We start from the raw sequence: 20,869 nt of genomic DNA on the forward strand, positions 1-20,869 counted from the left end.
GATCGGTTGTCGGTGTCGCCTTTTGATGGTTGGTGCTGGTGTGTGGGCAGGGTGGATCGCCAGCGTTGGGTTCGCTGGTTGTTCGGGTTCTGAGGTGGGGTGGGCGGCGGTGACGGGGCGCGGTGACCGAGGGGCTGGTTAGGCGGTGAGGCGTTGCCAGCCGTGGCGTATGTGGTGGTTGTAGGGCCAGTCGGTGGGTAGTCGCAGGGTGGTGGTGCGGGCGTGGGTGATGATCTTGCCGCCGACGGTGAACAGGCGGTGGCGCAAGCGTTTGGGTTCCCAGCGGCGGATGGGGTCGTGGCGGTGGTAGCCGAGGGTTTGAGTCCAGGCAATGAGGTCGGAGGCCAGGGCGACGATATCGAGCCACAGTTGGTTTTTGGCGAATGAGTCGAACGGTAGGTTGGCCATGCCGGTGTCTTTGAGGCAGCGGATACGGTCTTCGGCGCGGGCACGTTGACGGTGACGCAGTTCCAGGATCGGCAGTGTCCAGCCGCGGCCGCGGGTGTTGGTGGCGAACACGGTGTAGCGGCGGCCCTCGATGTCGGTGATGAGGTGTTGGGCTCCGTTGTGGGGATATTCGCGGCGCGCGATCAGCCGCATCCCGGGTGGCCAGGGCTCGTAGGCGGTTTCGGTGTCACGGACCGAGCGCGGCATGTGGTCGGTGATCTCGGCGACCTGGGCATCAGCTCGTGGATCGGCGTCGTCGGTGTTGATCGCGGTCACCCAGGCGGCCTCAGGCAGCACGTCCAATGCGTCTTTGACCAGTTCGGAGATGGTGAACCCGACCGAGTACTGCAGGCGTTGCTCGGCCAGGTGGGCCAGGAACTTTTTGGCACACCCGGCCGAATCGGTACGTATGAGCACCTGGGCGCGTTCAGCGGCGGGCAGCTGGGCCAACGCCGCCTCGAGGGCCGCGATGTGCATGTCCGCACCTTTGGGTGAGGCACCTCCACGCCGCAGGTCCAGGTTCAGTGTTTCCCCGGTGCCGAAGGCGCCGTGGTCGACGAACGAACACATCGGGGAATGCCCGAACACCCGCTTATACGTTTTCTGGGCCTGTTCTTTGGCCGAGCCGGCGGTCACGGTCGTGGCATCGAGATCAACGATCACCAGCCCGCCATCGATGCTGCCCGCAGTGCCCTCCAACGGGCGGGCAATGCCCCACACCCGCTCCCGCGCCGCGGCGCGAGCCGCGCTGATCGCGGTACTGACCGCCTCGACATCGGTAGCCAGCCTGCTGATCACCCGCGAAATCGTCGGATCAGAGGCCACCTGCCCGTACAACTGTGGCTGAGCCCGGACTGTGGCCACATCGGCCACACAGTCACCACCGGTCGCCAAGGTGAGCGCCAGATCCAGCACGATCTTGGCCGGATCATGGACCGTCGCCGCGGTCCGCCACGGCGCCATCGCCGCGGTCAGCTCGGCTCCCAGGCCCGAGACCTGCACGGTTTTCGTCAGCAACACCCCGCCCGAGGTCGTCAGCACCGACTCAGTGCGCGTAGGGTCCACCATCAACTCGGGATACACGTTATTCTTCACCTGCGAGGTGCCTTTCTTCTTGTGACTATTTGTTTGTGGTGAATCAATAATCACAAGGCAGACAGGCACTTTCGCGTATCACACGCCGAACACCAGCAACATCAGTGAAATATCCAGGCTCAGGGAGCAGGGGTTATGGGCTTCTTTCGGATTAGGGAGCAGGGTTCGTGGTGCTGTGGCGCGCCGGAGGTGTTCGGTCTACGACACCTGCCAGGCCACCGCGGCACCGATCGCCCCGGTGGCGTTCAGTGCCCAGTGCAAGGCGATCGGTGCGAGGAGGCTCGTGGTGCGTTGCCGTAACCACCCGAGCACGAAACCCGCGGCCCCGGTTGCCACGACCGCGCCTGCGATGCCGGCGATCTGTGCAACCGTCCCGGCACCCAGTACGCCGCTCAGGCCTTCGTTGCCCGCGGTGAGACCGGTCGAGGACAGGATGTGCCACAAACCGAAGGCGATCGCACCGACGACCAGCGTCGTCAACGGGGCGAACAACCGGCCCAGAACCCCTTGCAGCACACCGCGGAACAAGACCTCCTCCGGGAGAACGGTCTGCAGCGGGATGATCACGAACGCCGCCAGGAGGGCCTCGGAGGTGTCGTCGTAGCGGTCGGACAGGAAGAACTCACGCGTCGCCGGGATCGCGACCGCTGTCGAGACCACCGCCGCGACCACGAGGACCGCGGCCACGGCGACCGGGATGCCGGCGCGCAGTTCCGCACGGCTCAGGCCGAGGTCCCGCCAGCCGAGGCCGGCGAGGCGGGCGATGCCCACGGCCACGACGGCGGCAACCGGGACGATCGCCACCGACAGCGGGCCGTCCGCGAGATGCGCACCGATGTTCACCGCGACGAGGAACACGATCACCACGACCAGTAGCGCGACGTCGGTGCGACGGGACGGGGTGATCACCCGGTCGAGTCTGCCGTACCGCGCCATGGCGGTGTCGGTGAACGCGGCCGCGGTGTCGCAGAATGATTCGGTGCCAAGACCCGCGACCGTCGTCGACCGCCTCGAACGTCACCAGGTCGCCCTCTACCTCGGCGCGATACTCGCCGGACTGTGTGCGGGACTGGCCGCACCCGGTCCCGCCGAGGGCCTCGAGTCGGCGATCACGCCGCTGCTCGCCGCGCTGCTCTATGTCACCTTTCTGCAGATCCGCCGGTCCGATCTCCTGGAATCGCTGCGTGACCGACGGTTCCTGGTCGCGGTGCTGTTCCTGAACTTCGTCGTGGCGCCTCTTGTGGTGGCCGTGTTGTCCTCAGCGCTGCCCGCCGACGACGCGATCCGTCTCGGCGCGCTACTGGTGCTGCTGTGTCCGTGCGTCGACTACGTCGTCGTGTTCGCCGGGCTCGGCGGCGGGGACGCCCGACGACTCCTTGCCGCGACGCCGCTGCTGCTCCTCGCCCAGATGCTGCTGACACCGCTGTATCTGGTGCTGCTGCTCGGTGACGGACGGTCGGTGATCGAGCCGGAGCCGTTCCTCTGGGCGTTCGCTGTCCTCATCCTCTGCCCGCTGGCACTGGCGTGGCTCACCCAGGCGTGGGCGGAACGATCCGAGGCGGGTCGTCGAGCCTTGGTCGGCGCCACGATGACGATGGTCCCGCTCATGGTGGCCGTACTCTTCGTCGCCGTGAGTTCCCAGGTACCTCTCGTCGGTTCGCGTTTTGCCGACATCGTCGGGGTGATCCCGGTCTACGCCGCGTTCCTCGCGATCATGGTGGCGGCCGGTGTCGCGGTGGCACACATGTTCCGCCTGGCCCCGGAGCCGTCGACGGCGGTCGTCTTCTCCGGAGCCACCCGCAACTCGCTCGTCGTCCTGCCACTCGCGCTGGCGCTGCCGGTCGGGGCGGAACTGGCCGCGGCGACGGTGATCACGCAGACACTCGTCGAACTGATCGGGATGGTCGTCCTGGTGTGGGCGTTCACTTGTGTGGCACGTCGGCGCTGAGGCCGCCGTCCATCACGAACTCGGCACCGGTCGCGTACGAGGACTCGTCGCTGGCCAGGAACACCACGAAGGTCGACACCTCGCGTGACTCCGCGGCCCGACCCATCGGCACGGTCACCATGTCGTCGGGGATCCCCTCGGTCATCGGCGTCCGGATGAGACCCGGGTGGATGGAGTTCACCCGCACGTTGTGCGGAGCCAGTTCGAGCGCAACCGATTTCGCCAGACCACGCACGCCCCACTTGCTCGCGACATAGCCGTGCGCCCAGGGACTTCCGCGCAGGCCCTCCACCGACGAGACGTTGATGATCGAGCCACCGCCGGCGTCGATCATCAGGTCCGCGACCGCCTGGATTCCGAGGAACGTGCCCGTCAGGTTCACGTCCAGGATCTGCTTCCACTTGTCCAGCCGGAACTTCTGGATCGTCGAACCGTTCACGATGCCGGCATTGTTCACCAGGACGTTGACCTTGCCGAACTCGTCTACCGCGGTGGACACCGTCGTCTGCCAGTCCTCGGGCGAGGTGACATCGAGGTGGACGTAGCGCGCCGCGTCCCCCAGTTCGGCGGCCAGCGCCTTGCCCTCATCGTCGAGGATGTCGCCGATCACCACCTTCGCCCCCTCGGCCACGAGGGCCCGGGCGTGCTCGGCGCCCATGCCCCGCGAACCACCGGTGATCACTGCAACCTTGTCGTCTACGCGTCCCATGGGCGGCAACGCTACCGCGACGAGCGCGAAAATAGAACAGGTTCCACCGAAAAATGGTCTACTGAACAGACAAACGTCCGGACAGGTGTACACCACGCCCCACCGGCGCCGATCGAACACAAGGAGTTCCACGCCATGTCCTTCCGGGTAGCTCTCGTCGGAACCGGCAACGTCGGCCGGTTGTGCCTCACCCAGCTGATCGAGGACCCGCGGTTCGAACTCGTGGCCGTCTGCGTGTCCACCCCTGAAAAAGTCGGTGTCGACGCCGCGACGCTCGCCGGGCTGGAGACACCCACCGGAGTCCTGGCGGTGGGCGACCTCGACGAGGTGATCGCGACGAAGCCGGATTGTGTCGTGTACTGCGCCATGGGTGACACACGTCCCGTCGAGGCCTTCGACGATGTGGTGCGCATCCTCGCCGCCGGGATCGACGTCGTCGGGTCCTCCCCGAACACGCTCCAGTACCCCTGGGACGTGATGCCCGCGAAGGCGATCGCCAAGATCGACGAGACCACCGCGGGCAGCGGCGCCAGCCTGTTCGTGACCGGGGTCGATCCCGGTTTCGCCAACGACCTCATCCCGTTCGTCTTCGCAGGCACCTGCCAGCACATCGAGCAGGTGCGCTGCATGGAGATCGCCGACTACGCGACCTATGACGGGGCGACCGTCATGTTCGACGTCATGGGCTTCGGCAAACCGCTCGACGAGACCCCCATGCTGTTCCTGCCGGGGGTACTGGGGTTGGCATGGGGCACGACGATCCGGCAACTGGCCGCCGGTCTCGGCGTCACCGTCGACGACATCGAGGAGATCTCCGAAAGCGAGCCTGCGCCGGAGGATTTCGACATCGCGGCCGGTCACATCGCTGCGGGCACCCGCGCGGCCGTGCGTTTCGAGATCATCGGCAAGGTGGCCGGCGAACCCGTGATCGTCATCGAGCACGTGACGCGGCTTCGAGGTGACCTGCGGCCGGACTGGGCGCAGCCGGCTCAGCCCGGCGGGTGCTACCGCGTCGAGATCACCGGCGAACCGTCGTACACCGTCGACATCATGCCGACGAGCCGCAAGGGTGACCACAACCACGCCGCCATCGTCGCCGCGGCCGGCCGGATCGTGAACGCCATCCCCGCGGTGGTCGACGGGCCCGCGGGACTTCGCACCACACTCGACCTTCCGCTGGTGACGGGCCCGGGGGTTTCGACAGGCTCAACCGGCGGGTAGGCGGCTCCGCGCCCACGGAATTCGCAAACCCACCCCTTTTCCGTAAACGCACCACGCTCGGACCGGGTGGGTTCACGAAAAAGGGGTGGGTGTGTCGACGTCACACCATCCCGGCGTCGTGCATCAGGATCGCGACCTGGACCCGGTTGCCCGCGTCGAGTTTGGTGAAGATGTGCGAGATGTGCGCCTTGACCGTCGCAAGACTCATGTAGAGCCGTTCAGCGATCTCGGCGTTCGACGCCCCGCGGGCGAGCTCGACGGCCACATCACGCTCGCGTGCGGTGAGTCGGTCGACACGTTCGACCGCGGACGAGGTTCGGTGACCGCCGCTGGTGACGACCTGCTTGATCAACGCGGCGGTCACCGAGGGACTCAGGGCAGGTCGACCGTCGAGCACTTGGTGGATGGCCGCGACGATGTCGTCGGGTGGCGTGTCCTTGAGCAGGAATCCGTCGGCACCCATCGCGAGTGCGCGGACGACGTAGTCGTCGGCGTCGAAGGTCGTGAGCACGATGATCGCGGGTGGCGAGGCCAGTGCCTTGAAGCGGCCGGTGGCCGCGATCCCGTCGAGCACCGGCATCCGCAGATCCATGAGGACGAGATCCACGGGCGCCGTGGCATGGGTGTCGAGGGCCTCCTGCCCGTTGCCCGCCTCGGCGACGATGTCGAGGCCGGCATCACCGCCGAGGAGGAGCCGGAGTCCGGAACGGACGAGGGGGTCGTCGTCGACGATCATGATGCGGGCGGTCATGACTGCCACGGTAACCAGACGTGCAACAGGAACCGTTTGTCCTCGCTCACGGTCACCGACTGCCTGCCGCCGTGCAACCCGACCCGCTCGGCCAGGCCGACGAGGCCGAATCCTGGTGTGGGACCACCTGAACCCGCCGTCAGCGGTAGCGGATTCTCGACGAGCAGATCCACACCGTGCTCGGGTCCGCCCCGGATGTGCATGGTCACCGGCGCGCTCGGCGCATGACGCCGCGCATTGGTCAAGGCCTCCTGCACACACCGATACAGCGTGCGTGAGATCGCCGGGCCCAGCGAATTCACATCGATGTCGCATCGGCTGTCCACACGCATCCCCAGCCGGCGCGCCTCCTCGATCAGCGCGGCCAGGTCCGGAACCCCTTGCGGTTCCTCGGGCGCGGCGTCGCCGGGCCCCTCCCGCAGAACCCCGAGCACCTCCCGCAGCTCGGTCAACGCCAGGTGCGAGGTCTCCTGGATGGTCTGCGCCGTCTCGCGGATCTGCTCTCCGGACAGGTCCGAACGGTAGGCCAATGCGCCCGCGTACATGCTCATCGCCGAGATCCGATGCGCGAGGATGTCGTGCATCTCGCGTGCGATCCGCGCCCGTTCGAGCGAACGCGCCTGCATCACCTTCGCCTGCTGTTCGGCCTCGGAGGCCAGCGCGCGCGCCTGCCAGCTGGCGAGAAGCTCACGCCGCGAACCGATGTAGAGACCCCACGCGACCATCGCCGCCGTCGCGACCACCGTGACCGAGTAACTGACGATGACGGGATCGTTCGCCTCGGTCGGAGTGGCGAAGAAGGCGAGGGCGATGATCCCCGCGACAACGGACAACACCGCCTGCGGGATGATCTCGCGCCACCGACGCCGGGTCGACAGGGACACCATGGCGAGAATGCCCGGTCCGAGAGACGACGACGACACGATGGTCACGATGTTCGTGAACGTCGTGACCGGTACGGGATGGCTTCGGCGCCACCAGATGACGATGTAGGAGAGCACCCCGAGTGCGAGGTCGGCGACGAACCACCACCGGGCCTGGTCCCACAGGTACGACGCACGGGTGGCGAAGGTGCCGGCCGAGACGCAGAGCATCACCGCGAGCCGCCACAATCGGCTGGCCCACGTCATCGGTGGTTGGTACTGCTCAGGACGCACAACCGTCACCGTAGTCGGGCGCCGGTGGTGCCCGCGTCCTCCCGATGGGTGTCGACCCCTACGACTTTCGGTCGATACGACGCTGTCCGGAGGTCCGATGTGCACGCCGTGCGGAAACGACACGATGGACGACATGATCACAGTGAAGAATCTGACGAAGCGCTACGGCGACTACGTCGCAGTCGACGACGTGTCGTTCACCTGCCGCCCCGGGCAGGTGACCGGATTCCTGGGCCCCAACGGCGCCGGGAAGTCGACGACGATGCGGATCATCGCCGGGCTGACGCCGCCGACGTCGGGGGTGGCGCAACTCTACGGCGTCGACTACCGGTCCATCCCGAATCCCGGCACGCAGGTCGGCATCCTCCTGGACGCCTCGGCTCAGCACGCCGGCCGGACGGGCGCGGAGGTCCTGCGACTGTCGGCGATGACCATGGGCATCGGCCACGACCGCGTCGACGAGATGCTCGAGCTGGTCAGCCTCACCCCGGAGGAGGCCGGGCGACGAGTGCGCAACTACTCCCTCGGCATGCGCCAGCGTCTCGGTATCGCCGCAGCCCTGCTCGGGGACCCGAAGATCCTGATCCTCGACGAACCGGCCAACGGACTGGACCCGGCGGGCATCCACTGGATGCGAACCCTGCTGCGCGGGTACGCCGATCGCGGCGGCACGGTGCTGCTGTCGTCGCACCTGTTGCACGAGATCGAGATCGTCGCCGACGACATCGTCGTGATCGGCAACGGCCGGATCGTGGCCCAGGGCACCAAAGACGAACTGCTCGCCGGCGCCGGGACACGCGTCCGATCACTCGACGACGCGACCCTCGGCGAGGCGCTGAACGCAGCCGGGATCACCGTGCAGCGCAACGCCTCCGGCGGACTCGATGTCGACGCCGACCCCATCGACGTGGGCCGCGCCGCGGCCGCCGTCGGCGTCGTCCTCACCGAGCTGCGGCCCGCGGACGGCGCCCAGCTCGAGGCGATGTTCCTGCAGCTGACCGCGGACACCCAGCGTGAACACACCACACTCGAAGGAGCAGCCCGATGACCCTCGCCGACTTCGGCACCCCCGTGCCCCACACCGACGTGATCGACGTCGAGCGCCCCGGAATCCCGTTCTCCCGACTCGTCCGCGTCGAACTGCGCAAGCTCGTCGACACGCGTGCGGGTTTCTGGCTGACCGCCTCGATCGGAGTCATCGCGGCGATCGTCGTGATCGCGATGCTCATCGCGAACCGCAACAGCCCCGAGAACCTCAACCTCGGACAGTTCTTCGGGATGATGAACATCCCGACCGCCATCATTCTGCCCATCCTCGCGATCCTGCTCGTGACCGGGGAGTGGAGCCAACGCACCGCGCTGACGACATTCACCCTCGAACCCCGACGGCAGCGCGTCGTCGGAGCGAAGCTGGTGGCGGCGCTCCTCACCGCCGTCGCGGCGGTCGCGGTCGCGCTCATCCTCGGCGTCATCGGCAACGGGATCGCCGGTCTGGCGTTCCCCGATCCCGCCGGCTCCTGGGACCTCACGCTCGCCGGGTTCGTGAATTCGTTTGTCTCGCAGACCTTCGGCTTGCTGCTCGGTTTCGGCTTCGCCGCCCTGATCCTGAACACCCCGGGCGCGATTGTCGCCTACTTCGCGCTGCCCACCGCTCTGACCGTGGTCAGCCAGCTGGTCCCGTGGTTCAAGGACAATCTCGGCCAGTGGGTGGACACCGGCTTGACGAACGTGCCCTTTCAAGAGGGCGACTGGGCGACCGGGGGCGAATGGGCGAGGATGCTCGTCTCGGCAGTGATCTGGATCGGACTGCCCCTGGCGTTCGGGGTGCTACGGATTCTGCGGTCTGAGGTCAAGTAACGGACGCCGCTGGATGGCACGACGGTCACGGTCGCCGTAAGCGCCGCTGCCACACCGCGATCGGTGTTACGGTTTTCGGGTTCTCGAGAAAAGAGGAACCCACGTGTCGTCGACCACGCCCACCTCGCAACCACCTGCCGCTCCGGAACCGGACGACGCACCGGTTCCGGAGCAGTCCGGCGCCACCGGCCCGGCAGAAGAGAAGACGCCGTCGTGGTGGCGGCGGCGGCTCCACCGGTATTCCTGCGTCGGGTTGACGGTCGCGCTCGTCTTTCTGTGGCTGTCGGTGACGCCGTCGCTCCTGCCGCGCGGGCCGCTGTTCCAAGGCATCGTGAGCGGGGCCTCGGCCGCGGTCGGGTACGGCCTCGGTGTGCTGGTGTCCTGGCTGATCCGTTACATGATCTCCCGGGAGGAACCCTGGCCCGCGCCGATGCGCCGGCTCTGGGCGGCGCTGGGCCTGGCCGCGATCGCGGGCACCGTCGTCATGCTGGTCGCGTTCCAGCGGTGGCAGGACCAGGTCCGGACGATGATGGGGGTCGACCTCCTGTCCTGGACGGCCTACCCGCAGATCCTGCTCATCGCCGTGGTGGTCTTCGCCCTGCTGATGACCATCGGGCAGGCGTGGGGCGACGGGGTGAAGTGGCTCGTCCGGAAACTCAATCGCGTGGCGCCGCCGCGTATCTCGGCCTTCGCCGCGGCGACCATCGCGATCATCATCACGGTGCTGGTCCTCAACGGCGTCGTCGCCAACTACGGTATGCAGGCGCTGAACTCGTCGTTCGCGGCGGTCAACGACGAAACGACGGCGGACTCCAGTCCGCCGACCACCCCGCAGCGTTCGGGCGGTCCGGGTTCGCTGGTGACCTGGGATTCGCTCGGGCGTCAAGGCCGGATCTTCATCTCGGTGTCGCCCACCGTGGAAGAGCTGAGCGCGTTCAACGGGTCCCCCGCCATGGAACCGATCCGCGCCTACGTCGGGCTCGGCTCGGGTACAGATCTGCGTGCCAATGCCGAACTCGCCGCAGAGGAACTCGTGCGCGCCGGCGGGTTGCAGCGCAAACTCATCGCGGTCGCCTCCACCACCGGCACCGGATGGATCAACCAGGCGACGGTGGACTCGCTCGAGTACATGTACAACGGCGACACGGCGACGGTGAGCATGCAGTACTCGTACCTGCCGAGCTGGTTGTCGTTCCTCGTCGACAAGGAACGCGCGCGGCAGGCCGGGCAGGCGCTCTTCGAGGCGGTCTCGGAACGGGTGCGCGAGGTACCTGAGGCCCAACGCCCCAAGCTCGTCGTCTTCGGCGAGAGCCTCGGCTCCTTCGCGGCCGAGTCGGCGTTCGGGACCATCCCGGCGCTGAGCGCGCGCACTGACGGTGCCCTGTTCAGCGGACCGACCTTCAACAACAAATTGTGGGTGGACACGACCGGGTCACGCGACGACGGGACGCCGGAAGTGTTGCCCACTTACGACGACGGTCGACAGGTCCGATTCATCGCCGACGCACCGGACCTCGACAAGCCGACCACCGAGTGGACGTCGCCGTCGGGTCGCGCGGTTTATCTGCAGCACGCCTCCGATCCGATCTCGTGGTGGAACCCGCGACTGATCCTCCGCGAGCCGGACTGGCTCGAGGAGGAACCCGGACGCGACGTGCTGTCGGCGATGCGGTGGATCCCGTTCGTGACCTTCTTGCAGGTCAGCGCCGACATGGCGGTGTCGGTCGGAGTCCCCGACGGCCACGGACACAACTACATGTCCGCGATCCCGGCAGCCTGGGCCAAGATCCTGCAGCCGCCGGGCTGGACCGAGGCCAAGACCGAACGTCTGATCCCCCTGCTGACGAGGGACTGATCGGCACCGCCGCCCGGTGGAGCAATTTCGGTCGGGCGGGAACGGCTTTCGCGGTTCCATACTCAGAGGGTGACCTCTACCGACCGTGACCGTCTCCGGCAGCTTCTCGACGCGGTGCTGTCCGAGGACAACACCTCGCTCGACGACATGGCCTCGGGCGCCTACGCGTCGCCGTTCCACTTCACCCGGCAGGTCCGGCGCGGTGCCGGCGAGGCACCGGTGGCCCTGCGGCGCCGCGTCCTCCTCGAACGTGCGGCGTGGCTCCTCCAGCGGGGACAGTCGGTGACCGACGTGGCCTTCGAGTCCGGGTACTCGTCCGTCGACGGCTTCTCGCGTGCCTTCAGCCGCGCCTTCGGACACAGTCCCGGCCGCATGGGTGCGGTGGGAGAGCACAGCCACTGGCTGCCGGCGCCGAACGGCATCCACTTCCACTCGCCCACTGCGCTGTACGTCGACAGCGGCTCACCCACGACCGAGGATGCGGGCAACGTGGTGATGCTCATGATTCGCCACGACCTCGACGACATCGAGGCGCTCCTCGACGCCGCGAAGGGGCTCGACGCCGCGTCGTGGACCGCGCCGCGTTTCGCGGGTAACCAGCTGCTGTCCTGGAGTGGACCGGAAGAGTCTCTCGCAGAGGTCATTTCCCATCTCGTCGGCGACAAACTCCCCTGGTTGTCGACGATCGAGGGAGCCGACCTGCCGCCGGCCGCACTGACCCAACTGACCGACCTCATCGAGTTGCATCGCGACATCGCACCGCGCTGGCTCGCCCTGATCCGTGACATCGACCGACGCGGCGCGTGGCAGGACCGCGTGATCGACGCCTTGTGCGACCCACCCGAATCGTTCCTGCTCTCCCAGATCGTCGCGCACGTGTTGACGTTCTCCGCACATCGTCGGCTCGTCGCCCGCTGGATGCTGCGGGACTCCGGCGTCGACGTCACCGCCCCGACTCTCGATCCCGACCCGATCATGTGGCACCGCAAACACTCCGGAGGATTCTGATGGCATTCCGCTACTACACGGCAACGACCCTCGACGGCTTCCTCGCCGACGACCGGGACAACCTCGACTGGCTGCTCAGCCAGCCGCTCGAGGAGGGCGGGCCGATGAACTACGACGACTTCTTCCGGCAGGTCGGTGTCGCCGTGATGGGCGCGACGACCTACCGGTGGATCCTCGACCACGAGGTCTCCGACGGGAAGCCGTGGCCATACGACATACCGACGTTCGTCTTCACCCATCAGTCACTGACGCCGGTGTCGGACACCATCTCGGTGGTCGCCGGGAGCCCCGCAGACCTCCGTGACCGTCTGGTCGACGCAGCGGGCGACCGCCACGTCTGGGTCGTGGGCGGCGGCGACCTCGCCGCGCAGTTCGCCGAAGCCGGAATGCTCGACGACGTCATCGTGTCGATCGCGCCCGTCACCTTGGGGTCGGGCCGACCACTCTTCCCGCGCGCCTACGACTTCGAGTTGCAGGACTTCGCACGCAACGGCGCGTTCCTGTGTGCGCGCTACTCACCCGTAGGGCCGCGATCGACTCCCGCGGAGGTCTGACCGGTCGTCGGGCGACGGGCCGGCCCGCGGCGTTCAGCCCTCGCCGACCGAGTTCCGCATGGCGTCGGGCACCTCACCGCGAGCCCACCGCGGCAGGATGAAGATGCCCTCGGACTCGGCCGTGAGCTGGCCGTCGACCGAGATCGTCCCTGTGACGAACGTCTTCACACCCTCGACCCGATCGACGCGCGCCTCGCCGCGGATCACCCCGAGCGGCGTACCGCGCCGATACCGGACGGTGAGGGTGCCGGTCATCCCGGGCACACCCTGGAACTCCGCGGTCGAACCCAGCAGCTGGTCGAAGACGAGCGCGAGCACGCCGCCGTGGACGAGTCCGGCCGGACCCTCGTACTGGGGACCGAGTGCGACCTCGAGCCAGCTGTACTCGGATTCGTGATGGAGCTCGACCGGCGGTGCGATCGGGTTCCGCCGCCCCAGAACGGCATTGCCCCAGGACCGTTTGGTGCCGTCGGAGTTGAATCGGATGCCGAACGGGCCCGGCAGCTGGTCCTTCCGGAGGATCTCGGTGGCGGCGGCGATGAGCCGCCTCGCCTCCGCGATGTCTGTCTCACCGACCTCGGTGCGCACCGTCGCATCGATCAAGTCCCGGACGCTGCCCGCGATCGCGGACGCGAGTTCGGTCCGGTGCGCGAGTTCCTCCGGGTCGATGTCCTCCTGGATGTATCCGCTCATGTACCCATCTAACAGGGTCGACGCACCGCTCTCGGCCCGACCGGTCGCCGTCGGCGGATCCGGACACCGCCGGTTCTGACCGCCGAGTAGGCTCCCTCGCATGACAGACCACGCCTGGAACGACCGCGCCTGGACCGCGTTCGACATCACCGTCTCCGACCACATCGCCGAGGTCACCCTCATCGGCCCGGGCAAGGGCAATGCCATGGGACCGGACTTCTGGCAGGAACTCCCAGAGCTGTTCGGGCACCTCGACACCGATCCGGAAGTGCGCGCGGTGGTGCTGACGGGGTCGGGCAAGAACTTCTCCTACGGCCTCGACCTCGTCGCGATGGGCGGGACGCTGTCGGCCGTCCTCGCCGGGGACGCCAAAGCCGCGCCGCGCACCGAATTCCTCGACTCGCTGCGCACACTCCAGGCCGGCATCACCGCGGTCGCCGACTGTCGCAAGCCGGTCGTCGCGGCCGTGTCCGGCTGGTGCATCGGTGGCGGCGTGGACCTGATCTGCGCGGCCGATGTGCGCTACGCCAGCGCCGACGCCAAGTTCAGCGTGCGTGAGGTGAAGGTCGGGATGGTCGCCGACGTGGGCACACTCGCGCGCCTGCCGTTCATCATCGGCGACGGTCACATGCGGGAGCTGGCGCTGACCGGCAAGGACATCGACGCCGCCCGCGCCGAGAAGATCGGTCTGGTCAACGACGTCGCCGACGATCAGACCGCCGTGCTCGAGCTCGCCCGCTCGACCGCCCGCGAGATCGCCGACAACCCGCCGCTCGTGGTCCACGGCATCAAGTCCGTTCTCGACCATTCGCGCAGCGCCGCCGTCCACGACAGCCTCCGCTACGTCGCCGCGTGGAACTCCGCGTTCCTGCCCAGCGAGGACCTCACCGAGGCCATCACCGCCGTCTTCGAGAAGCGCAAACCCGAGTTCAAGGGCCGCTGAGTCGCCCTGAGCTTCGAGGCTCGTCGACCTCAACGCGCTCCGTGGTCGCTTGCTCCGCCCGGCGGCTTGCGCTCCTCGCACCTCAGTACCTGCGGCCTGGCGGCCGTCGTGGACTACGAAAGAACACGCGTGGGCTTCCACATCTCTGCTCCCTGAGGTGCGAGCGAAGCGAGCCACGAAGGGCTCCGCAACCTGCCTCACCAGGCCCTTCGTGGCTCGTCGCTGGCGCTCCTCGCACCTCAGGGAGCAATGGTCATGTCGTTCCTTTGGATTAGGGAGCAATGGGGGCCGCTTCTTTCGGCTCAGGGAGCAGAGGTCCCACGGTAGACGTGCTCGGCCAGCGGGTGTGCGGCGTCGAGATCGGTGAGGAGTCGGACGCCGTCGAAGGGCGGGCCGTGCGGCGGTTCCACGGACACCTCCGGGGCTCGGCGAGAGATGGTGTCGACGAACCGGTTTCGGAGTCGATCACTGGCCGACATCACACCGCCGACCCAGCTCACGCGTGCTGGCTCGCCGGGCCCGCGGCCGCTGCGGTCGAGCGCGGTCATCGCCGACGTCGCCAGTTCGTCGGCGGCGTCGTCGATGACCTGTTGGGCCGCCGCATCCCCGGCCTCCGATGCGGCGTCGACCGCCCGGGCGAACGCGGCGATGCGTGCGACGCGGTCGGGGTCGGCCTGCACCGACATGTACAACTCGGCCAGCGGACCGAATTCCTCCTCGGTGGCCACGCGGAGTGCCGTCTCGGGCCCCCGGCCGTCGAAGGCGCGCAGTGCCGCGGTGATGCCCGACCGCCCGATCCAGTAGGCACTACCGGCGTCGCCGAAGAGGTATCCCCAGCCGTCGACCCGGCGGACACCGCCCCGGCCGACCCCGAGGGTGACCACGCCCGTCCCGACCGCGGTGACCGCGCCGAACTCGTGACGATTCGCGGCCAGATACGCGGTCACCGAATCATGGGCGAGGGCAACGGAGTCGACGCCTGCGTCGGCGAGCGCGGCGAGGAGATCGATGGGGCGGGAGGCGCCGGGGGTCAGTCCGGACACGCCGGCCGCGACCACCGACGGGCCGGGCGACCCGTCGGGACCCGACCTCACCATCGCCGTTCGAAGGATGTCCCGCACGGTTGCGGCGATCTGCTCCACGACCGGTCGGTCGGTACGGATCGGGGGCGCGTCGTGGTCGGAACCACCGTCGGGCGTCTCGATCCGCACGCGGGTGCCGGTCTGGCCGCCGTCGATCAAGATGTGCGTCACGCTGTCACCGGTCGTCACGGACCGCAACGCTACCTCGGTGCCCATCCGCCCGGAGGGCATCGAACCGTCACGGCGTCGGCGGAGACTCGACACGGGTCCGGGGAGTCGACGTCGATTCGCCGAATCCCCGTGACACACTGGGCGCATGACGGTGCGGCGCGGACTCGCGGTGAAGATCGGGTCGATCTCCTGGATGCCTCGCTTCCTCCCGCAGATCGTCAGGTGCGACAGCGTTCTTCAATCTGTGTCGGGACAGCGGCTGAGCCTGCTCGACATCGGTGATCTGCCGAACATCACGATCCGGGTCCCGGGCCGCAAGAGTGGTGCGATCCGGACGACGCAACTCCTGGCCGTCCCGGACGGGTCGGACTGGTTGATCGCAGGCTCCTACTTCGGCGGTCCCAAGATGCCGGCGTGGGTCTTCAACCTCCGCGCTGCCGACGAGATCGAGATCATCGTCCACGGTGAGGTGTCGGAGGCGGTGCCCACCGAACTGGTCGACGCCGAGCGGGACGCGGCCTGGCAGACGCTGCGGGCGGTGTGGCCGAACTTCGATCTGTACGAGAAGCGCACCGACCGCCGCATCCCGGTGTTCCGGCTGCGACCGCGCTGACCCGACCTGGTCGGAACTCGGTGGGTCAGCCGTCGGTGACGAACTCGGGACTGCTCTCGGTGAGGTCGACATGGCCCACGAGGTACTGCTCGTCGACGGTCTCCACCCGGGGGCCGTCCGCGTCGTACTCGGGGGTGTAGGACACCCGCCAGCGCACCGGGCCGACGACGTCGACGACACCCAGACCCGACCCGTCCCGGCTGCTGTCCCCACTCGCATCCGAAACCGGAACACGGAGCAGATAACGCAGCCCGGACAGGTCTTTCGGAGCCGTCCACCGCACACTGCCGTCCACCGCGGAGCGGTACAACCGTTGGGTACAGCCCGCGACCTGCCGCCCCGCATCGGCCTGGGTCGACGCCGCACACGCGGTCAGGTGCGCCGACACCGAATCGCTGACGGCTCCGGCGCCGGTGGCGCTCAGTTCGCCGACGACGCGGACGGACATGGGTCCTCTCGGCGTGGTCGGAGGATCGTCGTCTGCGACGCGCGCGACGAAGTCGGTGTCGCGGGAGCCCCAGCGCTGCGGTCCGGGGAACACGTGCACCGTGTCCCCTTCCTCGACCTCGCCGCCGAAGAACGTCGGTTGCACAACCCGTAGCGACTCGATCCGGACCGCGATCGCGCCGTCGACGACGGCCCAGCCGTCGGCGACCCGTACGGTCCGGATCTCGGTGTCGATGACCCGGGCACCCATCCGGTATCTTGCCCGGACGTTCTCCTCCGGCGCACCGTCGGCAGCAGACCGGACCTCGATGTCGCCCAGCGGCGCCGCGGAGTGTTGAGCCCGCAGGACGTTGTCGGACAGAAACCGGGTGTCGGGGCGCGGATCGATGACACCCAGAGCCGCGTCGGCGTCGGCATCGGCGAGCGCGTCGAGATAGGTCTGCACCGCCTCGGACGGGGTGGCCGCCCGCTCGTCCTCGCGGGCCAGCCCGACGACGAGCGCGGCGACCAGCACCACCGCCAGGACAACCGCCACGCCGCCGAAGACGACGATCCGTCTTCGGCGGCTCACGTGCGGCGTACCCGTGGTCTGGACAGACCGATCAGGACTCCGAACCGGCCGACGGTCCGCTCGCCGCGAACGATTCGGTCAGCCGACCGGCCAACAGCTTCGCGAACTCGGCCGGGTCGTCGAGCTCACCGCCCTCGGCGATCACGGCCATGCCGTACAGCAGCTTCGCCGTCGGCACCAGTTGTTCGTGATCCCCGGCTCCGTAGGCCTTGTTCAGCGCGGCGACGAGCGGGTGATCAGGGTTGAGCTCCAGTGCCCGCTTGGACTTGGGGAATTCCTGACCGGACGCCCGGTAGAGCTTCTCCAGCTGCGGAGACATCGAGAACGTGTCACCGACCAGGCACGCCGGCGACTCGGTGAGGCGCGACGAGAGTCGCGTCTCACTCACGTCGTCGGAGAGGGTGCTCGTGAGCCACCCCAGCAGGTCGGCGTAGGTCTTGTTCTGCTCCTCCTTGGCGGAATCGTCGGCGTCCTCGTCGTCACCGTCGAGGTCGACGGCGCCCTTGGCGATCGACTGGAACGACTTGCCGTCGAACTCCGCACCCGCCGAGACCCACATCTCGTCGACGGGATCGGACAGGACGAGAACCTCGATTCCCTTGGCGCGGAACGCTTCCATGTGCGGCGAGTTCACGATCTGCTGACGCGATTCGCCGGTCATGTAGTAGATCGTGTCCTGACCGCTCTTCATCCGGCCGATGTAGTCGGCGAGTGTGGTCAGTTCGTCCTCGGAGTGGGTGGTCGCGAACGACGAGGCCTTGAGGAGCGCCTCGCGGTTGTCCGGATCGTTGACCAGACCTTCCTTGAACACCCGGCCGAAGGCATCCCAGAACGTGCGGTAGTCGTCGGGCCGGCCGGCGCGCATCTCGGTGACCGTCGAGATCACCTTCTTGGTGAGCCGGCGACGGATCGCGCGGATCTGGCGGTCCTGTTGCAGGATCTCGCGGGACACGTTCAGCGACAGGTCGGCCGCGTCGACGACACCCTTGACGAAGCGCAGGTACTCCGGCATCAGTTCGGCGCAGTCGTCCATGATGAAGACGCGCTTGACGTAGAGGTGGATGCCGACCTTGCTGTCGCGCATGAACAGGTCGAACGGTGGCTGCGTCGGGATGAACAGCAGCGCCTGGTACTCGAAGGTGCCCTCGGCCTGCAGCGTGATGGTCTCCAGCGGCGCATCCCAGGCGTGGGAGACGTGCCGGTAGAACTCCTGGTACTCCTCGTCGGTCACCTCCGAGCGCGACTTGGCCCAGAGCGCCTTCATCGAGTTGATCGTCTCGGCCTCGACGACCGTCTTCGTCTCCGGCGCTTTCTTCTCGTCCGCGTCGTCGGCGTCGGAGGCCTCGGTGTCGGGGGTCTCCACCGGAACGGTCTTCTCGACGTCCATCCGGATCGGCCACGCGATGAAGTCCGAGTACCGCTTCACGAGCTGGCGGAGCTTGGTCGGATCCGAATAGTCGTAGAGGTGATCCTCGGTGTCGACGGGCTTGAGCGCCAACGTGACCGAGGTGCCCTGCGGGGCGTCGGGGACGTCGTCGATCGTGTAGGTTCCGTCGCCGGTCGACTCCCAGCGGGTGCCGGTGCTCTCCCCCGCCTTACGGGTCACCAGCGTGACCTTGTCGGCGACCATGAACGTCGAGTAGAAGCCGATGCCGAACTGACCGATCAGTTCCTCGGCCGCCGCGTCGGACACCCCGTTCGCGCGAGCCTCCGCGAGCGACCGGCGCAACTCGGCCGTGCCCGAACGGGCCAGCGTGCCGATCAGGCCGACGACCTCGTCGCGGGTCATGCCGATGCCGTTGTCGGCCACGACGAGGGTCCGGGCCTCGGCATCGGGGTCGAGCGTGATGTGGAGGTCGGAGGTGTCGACGTCGAGGTCTTTGTCGAGCAGGGACTCCAGCCGCAGCTTGTCCAGTGCGTCGGACGCGTTGGAGATCAGCTCGCGCAGGAAGCTGTCCTTGTTGGAGTAGATCGAGTGGACCATGAGATCCAGCAGCTGCCGGGTCTCGGCCTGGAACTCGTGGACTTCGGGCTGAGCGCTCATCGCAGACCTCCATGTTCTGTTCTCGTGCACCGGACGGATGAAAATCTCCGCGCCGGTGCGACACGTGTGACGGACACCGACTTTACCGAGCGGTGGTGTGGCTACCCTGGGTCGGGGACCGACTACCCCGCACGACATCCGTGCCGTGCGGGAACGATCAGGAAGCCAGGTGGATGGGCACACCCCGACTGCTGTTGGTGCACGCGCACCCCGACGACGAATCACTGTGGACCGGTGGCCTGATCGCGCGTCACACCGACGCCGGCGGCGAGGTCGACCTCGTGATGTGCACCTGGACCGACGGCACCGTCCGGCACCGCGAACTCGCCGACGCGGTCGACATCCTCGGCATGCCGCGCCCGCCGATCATGCTCGGCTATGCCGACGACCGGCGACCAGAATCCGCACCCGATGCGCAGCGGCTGTGCGAGGCGTCGTTCGACGAACAGGTCCGTGCGCTCACCCACCACATCCGGGCAGTGCAACCCGACATCGTGATCACCTACGACCCGCTGGGTATCTACGGTCACCCCGACCACGTCCACGCGCACCGGCTCGCGTGCGCGGCGGCCGACGCGGCGGCGTCGACGAAGCTCTATCACCGCGCCGGGCCGGCCTGGCGCGTGCGTTCGCTGTACTTCGCCACCATCCCGAAGTGGATGATGGACATCCTCGCGGAGAGTCTGTTCGCGGACATCCCCCGGGAGCAGCTACCCGGCACTCCGGAGTCGGAGATCGACGTGGTGGTCGACGTGTCGGATCTCGCGGCCCGCAAGAGGGCGGCCGTCACCGCCCACCGTTCCGAGATCGATCGCAGCCGGGCCATCTCCGGCTTCATGTCGCTGCCCGACGACATCCAGGAGAAGCTGCTCGGCGTCGAGTGCTATCAGCGCCGCGACCTCGTCCCCGGTGGTTGCGACCTGATCTAGTGGTGTGTCTCGCAATTGTCTAGCTCGTTGTTCGGTAGGCTGGGTTGATGAGTGCACCGGCAGCGTGTTTGCGGTTGACGAAAGCCGAGCGGGAGACGTTGGAAACGTTGGCGCGGGCGCAGACCGCGCCGCACCGTGAGGTGTTGCGGGCCAGGGTTTTGCTGATGGCCGCCGACGGCGAAGCGAATCGGGTGATCGCCGAGGAACTTGGGGTGACCGCGGTGACAGTGCGGGCGTGGCGCACACGTTTCGCCGAGGACGGGTTGACGAAGTTCGGGCAGGTACGAGCTGGTCGGGGCCGTAAGTCTTCGATCAGTGAGGAGAAGGTCGCCGAGATCGTGCGGTTGACCAAGACGAGCACTCCACCCGGGCATACCCATTGGTCGTGCCGCACGATGGCCGCCCATGTTGGGGTGAGTCCGGCTACCGTGCAACGCATTTGGTCTGATCTTGGGCTTAAGCCGCATCGGGTGGACACGTTCGAGGTATCCAACGATCCGCAGTTCGAAGAGAAGCTGATCGATGTGGTCGGCTTGTACCTGACGCCGCCGGACAAGGCCATTGTGCTGTGTATGGACGAGAAATCACAGATCCAAGCCCTCGACCGAACCCAGCCGTCGTTGCCGATGGTCACCGGCCGTGCCGCCACGATGACCCACGACTACAAACGCAACGGCACCACCACCTTGTTCGCCGCGCTCGACGTGCTCACCGGCACGGTGATCGGACAATGCTTACCCAGACATCGCCACAGCGAGTTCATCACGTTCCTCA

Annotated in this window: 20 protein-coding genes; 11 read left to right on the forward strand and 9 right to left on the reverse strand. The window is 67.6% G+C overall.

Annotation, left to right across the window (positions count from 1 at the left end):
* Positions 1–138: 138 nt before the first annotated feature.
* Complete coding sequence (locus tag JW364_RS17930) at positions 139–1,515, reverse strand: IS1380 family transposase (protein ID WP_275892326.1); 1,377 nt, start codon at positions 1,513–1,515, stop codon at positions 139–141.
* 225 nt (positions 1,516–1,740) lie between these two features.
* A complete protein-coding gene (locus JW364_RS17935) occupies positions 1,741–2,451 on the reverse strand; it encodes a CPBP family intramembrane glutamic endopeptidase (RefSeq protein ID WP_078114053.1) in 711 nt (236 codons plus the stop codon).
* A gap of 25 nt (positions 2,452–2,476) precedes the next feature.
* On the opposite strand from JW364_RS17935, the gene JW364_RS17940 reads away from it, so the two are divergent.
* The gene (locus JW364_RS17940; protein WP_171011708.1) at positions 2,477–3,490 is read left to right on the forward strand and encodes an arsenic resistance protein; all 1,014 of its coding nucleotides are present in this window, start codon (positions 2,477–2,479) and stop codon (positions 3,488–3,490) included.
* Here JW364_RS17940 and JW364_RS17945 read toward each other — a convergent pair.
* Positions 3,465–4,199, reverse strand: coding sequence for a glucose 1-dehydrogenase (locus tag JW364_RS17945; protein WP_055475422.1), 735 nt, complete (start codon positions 4,197–4,199; stop codon positions 3,465–3,467). The two genes, JW364_RS17940 and JW364_RS17945, sit on opposite strands and share 26 nt — an antisense overlap.
* A gap of 135 nt (positions 4,200–4,334) precedes the next feature.
* On the opposite strand from JW364_RS17945, the gene JW364_RS17950 reads away from it, so the two are divergent.
* Complete coding sequence (locus tag JW364_RS17950; protein WP_055475421.1) at positions 4,335–5,420, forward strand: diacylglycerol kinase; 1,086 nt, start codon at positions 4,335–4,337, stop codon at positions 5,418–5,420.
* A gap of 100 nt (positions 5,421–5,520) precedes the next feature.
* On the opposite strand, the gene JW364_RS17955 is transcribed toward JW364_RS17950, so the two are convergent.
* Entirely contained in the window at positions 5,521–6,171 is a 651-nt protein-coding gene (locus JW364_RS17955; RefSeq protein WP_055475420.1) for a response regulator transcription factor, read from the reverse strand.
* Positions 6,168–7,301: a sensor histidine kinase gene (locus JW364_RS17960; protein WP_231632669.1), complete on the reverse strand. Its 1,134-nt coding sequence runs from the start codon at positions 7,299–7,301 to the stop codon at positions 6,168–6,170. The genes JW364_RS17955 and JW364_RS17960 overlap by 4 nt, the downstream gene beginning before the upstream one ends.
* A 151-nt stretch (positions 7,302–7,452) precedes the next feature.
* Between JW364_RS17960 and JW364_RS17965 the strand changes: the two genes are divergently transcribed.
* The 5 genes from JW364_RS17965 to JW364_RS17985 all read left to right on the forward strand — a co-directional run bounded on the left by JW364_RS17965 (position 7,453) and on the right by JW364_RS17985 (position 12,602).
* Positions 7,453–8,376, forward strand: coding sequence for an ABC transporter ATP-binding protein (locus tag JW364_RS17965; RefSeq protein ID WP_055475418.1), 924 nt, complete (start codon positions 7,453–7,455; stop codon positions 8,374–8,376).
* Positions 8,373–9,185, forward strand: coding sequence for an ABC transporter permease (locus JW364_RS17970; protein WP_055475417.1), 813 nt, complete (start codon positions 8,373–8,375; stop codon positions 9,183–9,185). Before JW364_RS17965 ends, JW364_RS17970 begins: the two co-directional genes overlap by 4 nt.
* A 103-nt stretch (positions 9,186–9,288) precedes the next feature.
* Positions 9,289–11,040: an alpha/beta-hydrolase family protein gene (locus tag JW364_RS17975; protein ID WP_055475416.1), complete on the forward strand. Its 1,752-nt coding sequence runs from the start codon at positions 9,289–9,291 to the stop codon at positions 11,038–11,040.
* Between the two features lie 69 nt (positions 11,041–11,109).
* The gene (locus JW364_RS17980; RefSeq protein ID WP_055475415.1) at positions 11,110–12,048 is read left to right on the forward strand and encodes an AraC family transcriptional regulator; all 939 of its coding nucleotides are present in this window, start codon (positions 11,110–11,112) and stop codon (positions 12,046–12,048) included.
* Positions 12,048–12,602 (forward strand): dihydrofolate reductase family protein, encoded by a 555-nt coding sequence (locus tag JW364_RS17985; protein WP_055475414.1) that lies wholly within the window; start codon positions 12,048–12,050, stop codon positions 12,600–12,602. The genes JW364_RS17980 and JW364_RS17985 overlap by 1 nt, the downstream gene beginning before the upstream one ends.
* Positions 12,603–12,635: 33 nt before the next feature.
* On the opposite strand, the gene JW364_RS17990 is transcribed toward JW364_RS17985, so the two are convergent.
* Positions 12,636–13,295, reverse strand: coding sequence for a PaaI family thioesterase (locus JW364_RS17990; protein ID WP_055475413.1), 660 nt, complete (start codon positions 13,293–13,295; stop codon positions 12,636–12,638).
* Between the two features lie 100 nt (positions 13,296–13,395).
* On the opposite strand from JW364_RS17990, the gene JW364_RS17995 reads away from it, so the two are divergent.
* Complete coding sequence (locus tag JW364_RS17995) at positions 13,396–14,238, forward strand: crotonase/enoyl-CoA hydratase family protein (RefSeq protein ID WP_065629864.1); 843 nt, start codon at positions 13,396–13,398, stop codon at positions 14,236–14,238.
* 302 nt (positions 14,239–14,540) lie between these two features.
* Here JW364_RS17995 and JW364_RS18000 read toward each other — a convergent pair whose 3' ends face one another.
* A complete protein-coding gene (locus JW364_RS18000; RefSeq protein ID WP_065629863.1) occupies positions 14,541–15,536 on the reverse strand; it encodes an N-acetylglucosamine kinase in 996 nt (331 codons plus the stop codon).
* Between the two features lie 100 nt (positions 15,537–15,636).
* Here JW364_RS18000 and JW364_RS18005 point away from each other — a divergent pair, with 100 nt between their 5' ends.
* A complete protein-coding gene (locus JW364_RS18005; protein WP_065629862.1) occupies positions 15,637–16,104 on the forward strand; it encodes a nitroreductase family deazaflavin-dependent oxidoreductase in 468 nt (155 codons plus the stop codon).
* Positions 16,105–16,129: 25 nt separating this feature from the next.
* Here the strand turns inward: JW364_RS18005 and JW364_RS18010 are convergent, their stop codons facing one another.
* Positions 16,130–17,122: a hypothetical protein gene (locus JW364_RS18010; RefSeq protein ID WP_065629861.1), complete on the reverse strand. Its 993-nt coding sequence runs from the start codon at positions 17,120–17,122 to the stop codon at positions 16,130–16,132.
* 31 nt (positions 17,123–17,153) lie between these two features.
* On the reverse strand, positions 17,154–19,166 hold the full coding sequence (gene htpG / locus JW364_RS18015; protein ID WP_065629860.1) for a molecular chaperone HtpG: 2,013 nt from the start codon (positions 19,164–19,166) through the stop codon (positions 17,154–17,156).
* A 173-nt stretch (positions 19,167–19,339) separates the two neighbouring features.
* Between htpG and JW364_RS18020 the strand changes: the two genes are divergently transcribed.
* Positions 19,340–20,095: a PIG-L family deacetylase gene (locus tag JW364_RS18020; RefSeq protein WP_065629859.1), complete on the forward strand. Its 756-nt coding sequence runs from the start codon at positions 19,340–19,342 to the stop codon at positions 20,093–20,095.
* A 47-nt stretch (positions 20,096–20,142) separates the two neighbouring features.
* A partial coding sequence (locus JW364_RS18025) for an IS630 family transposase (RefSeq protein WP_205333919.1) occupies positions 20,143–20,869 on the forward strand: 727 nt, incomplete at its 3' end.

The sequence above is a fragment of the Gordonia sp. BP-119 genome (assembly GCF_016924115.1).
GTDB classification, from domain to species: Bacteria; Actinomycetota; Actinomycetes; order Mycobacteriales; family Mycobacteriaceae; genus Gordonia; species Gordonia hongkongensis.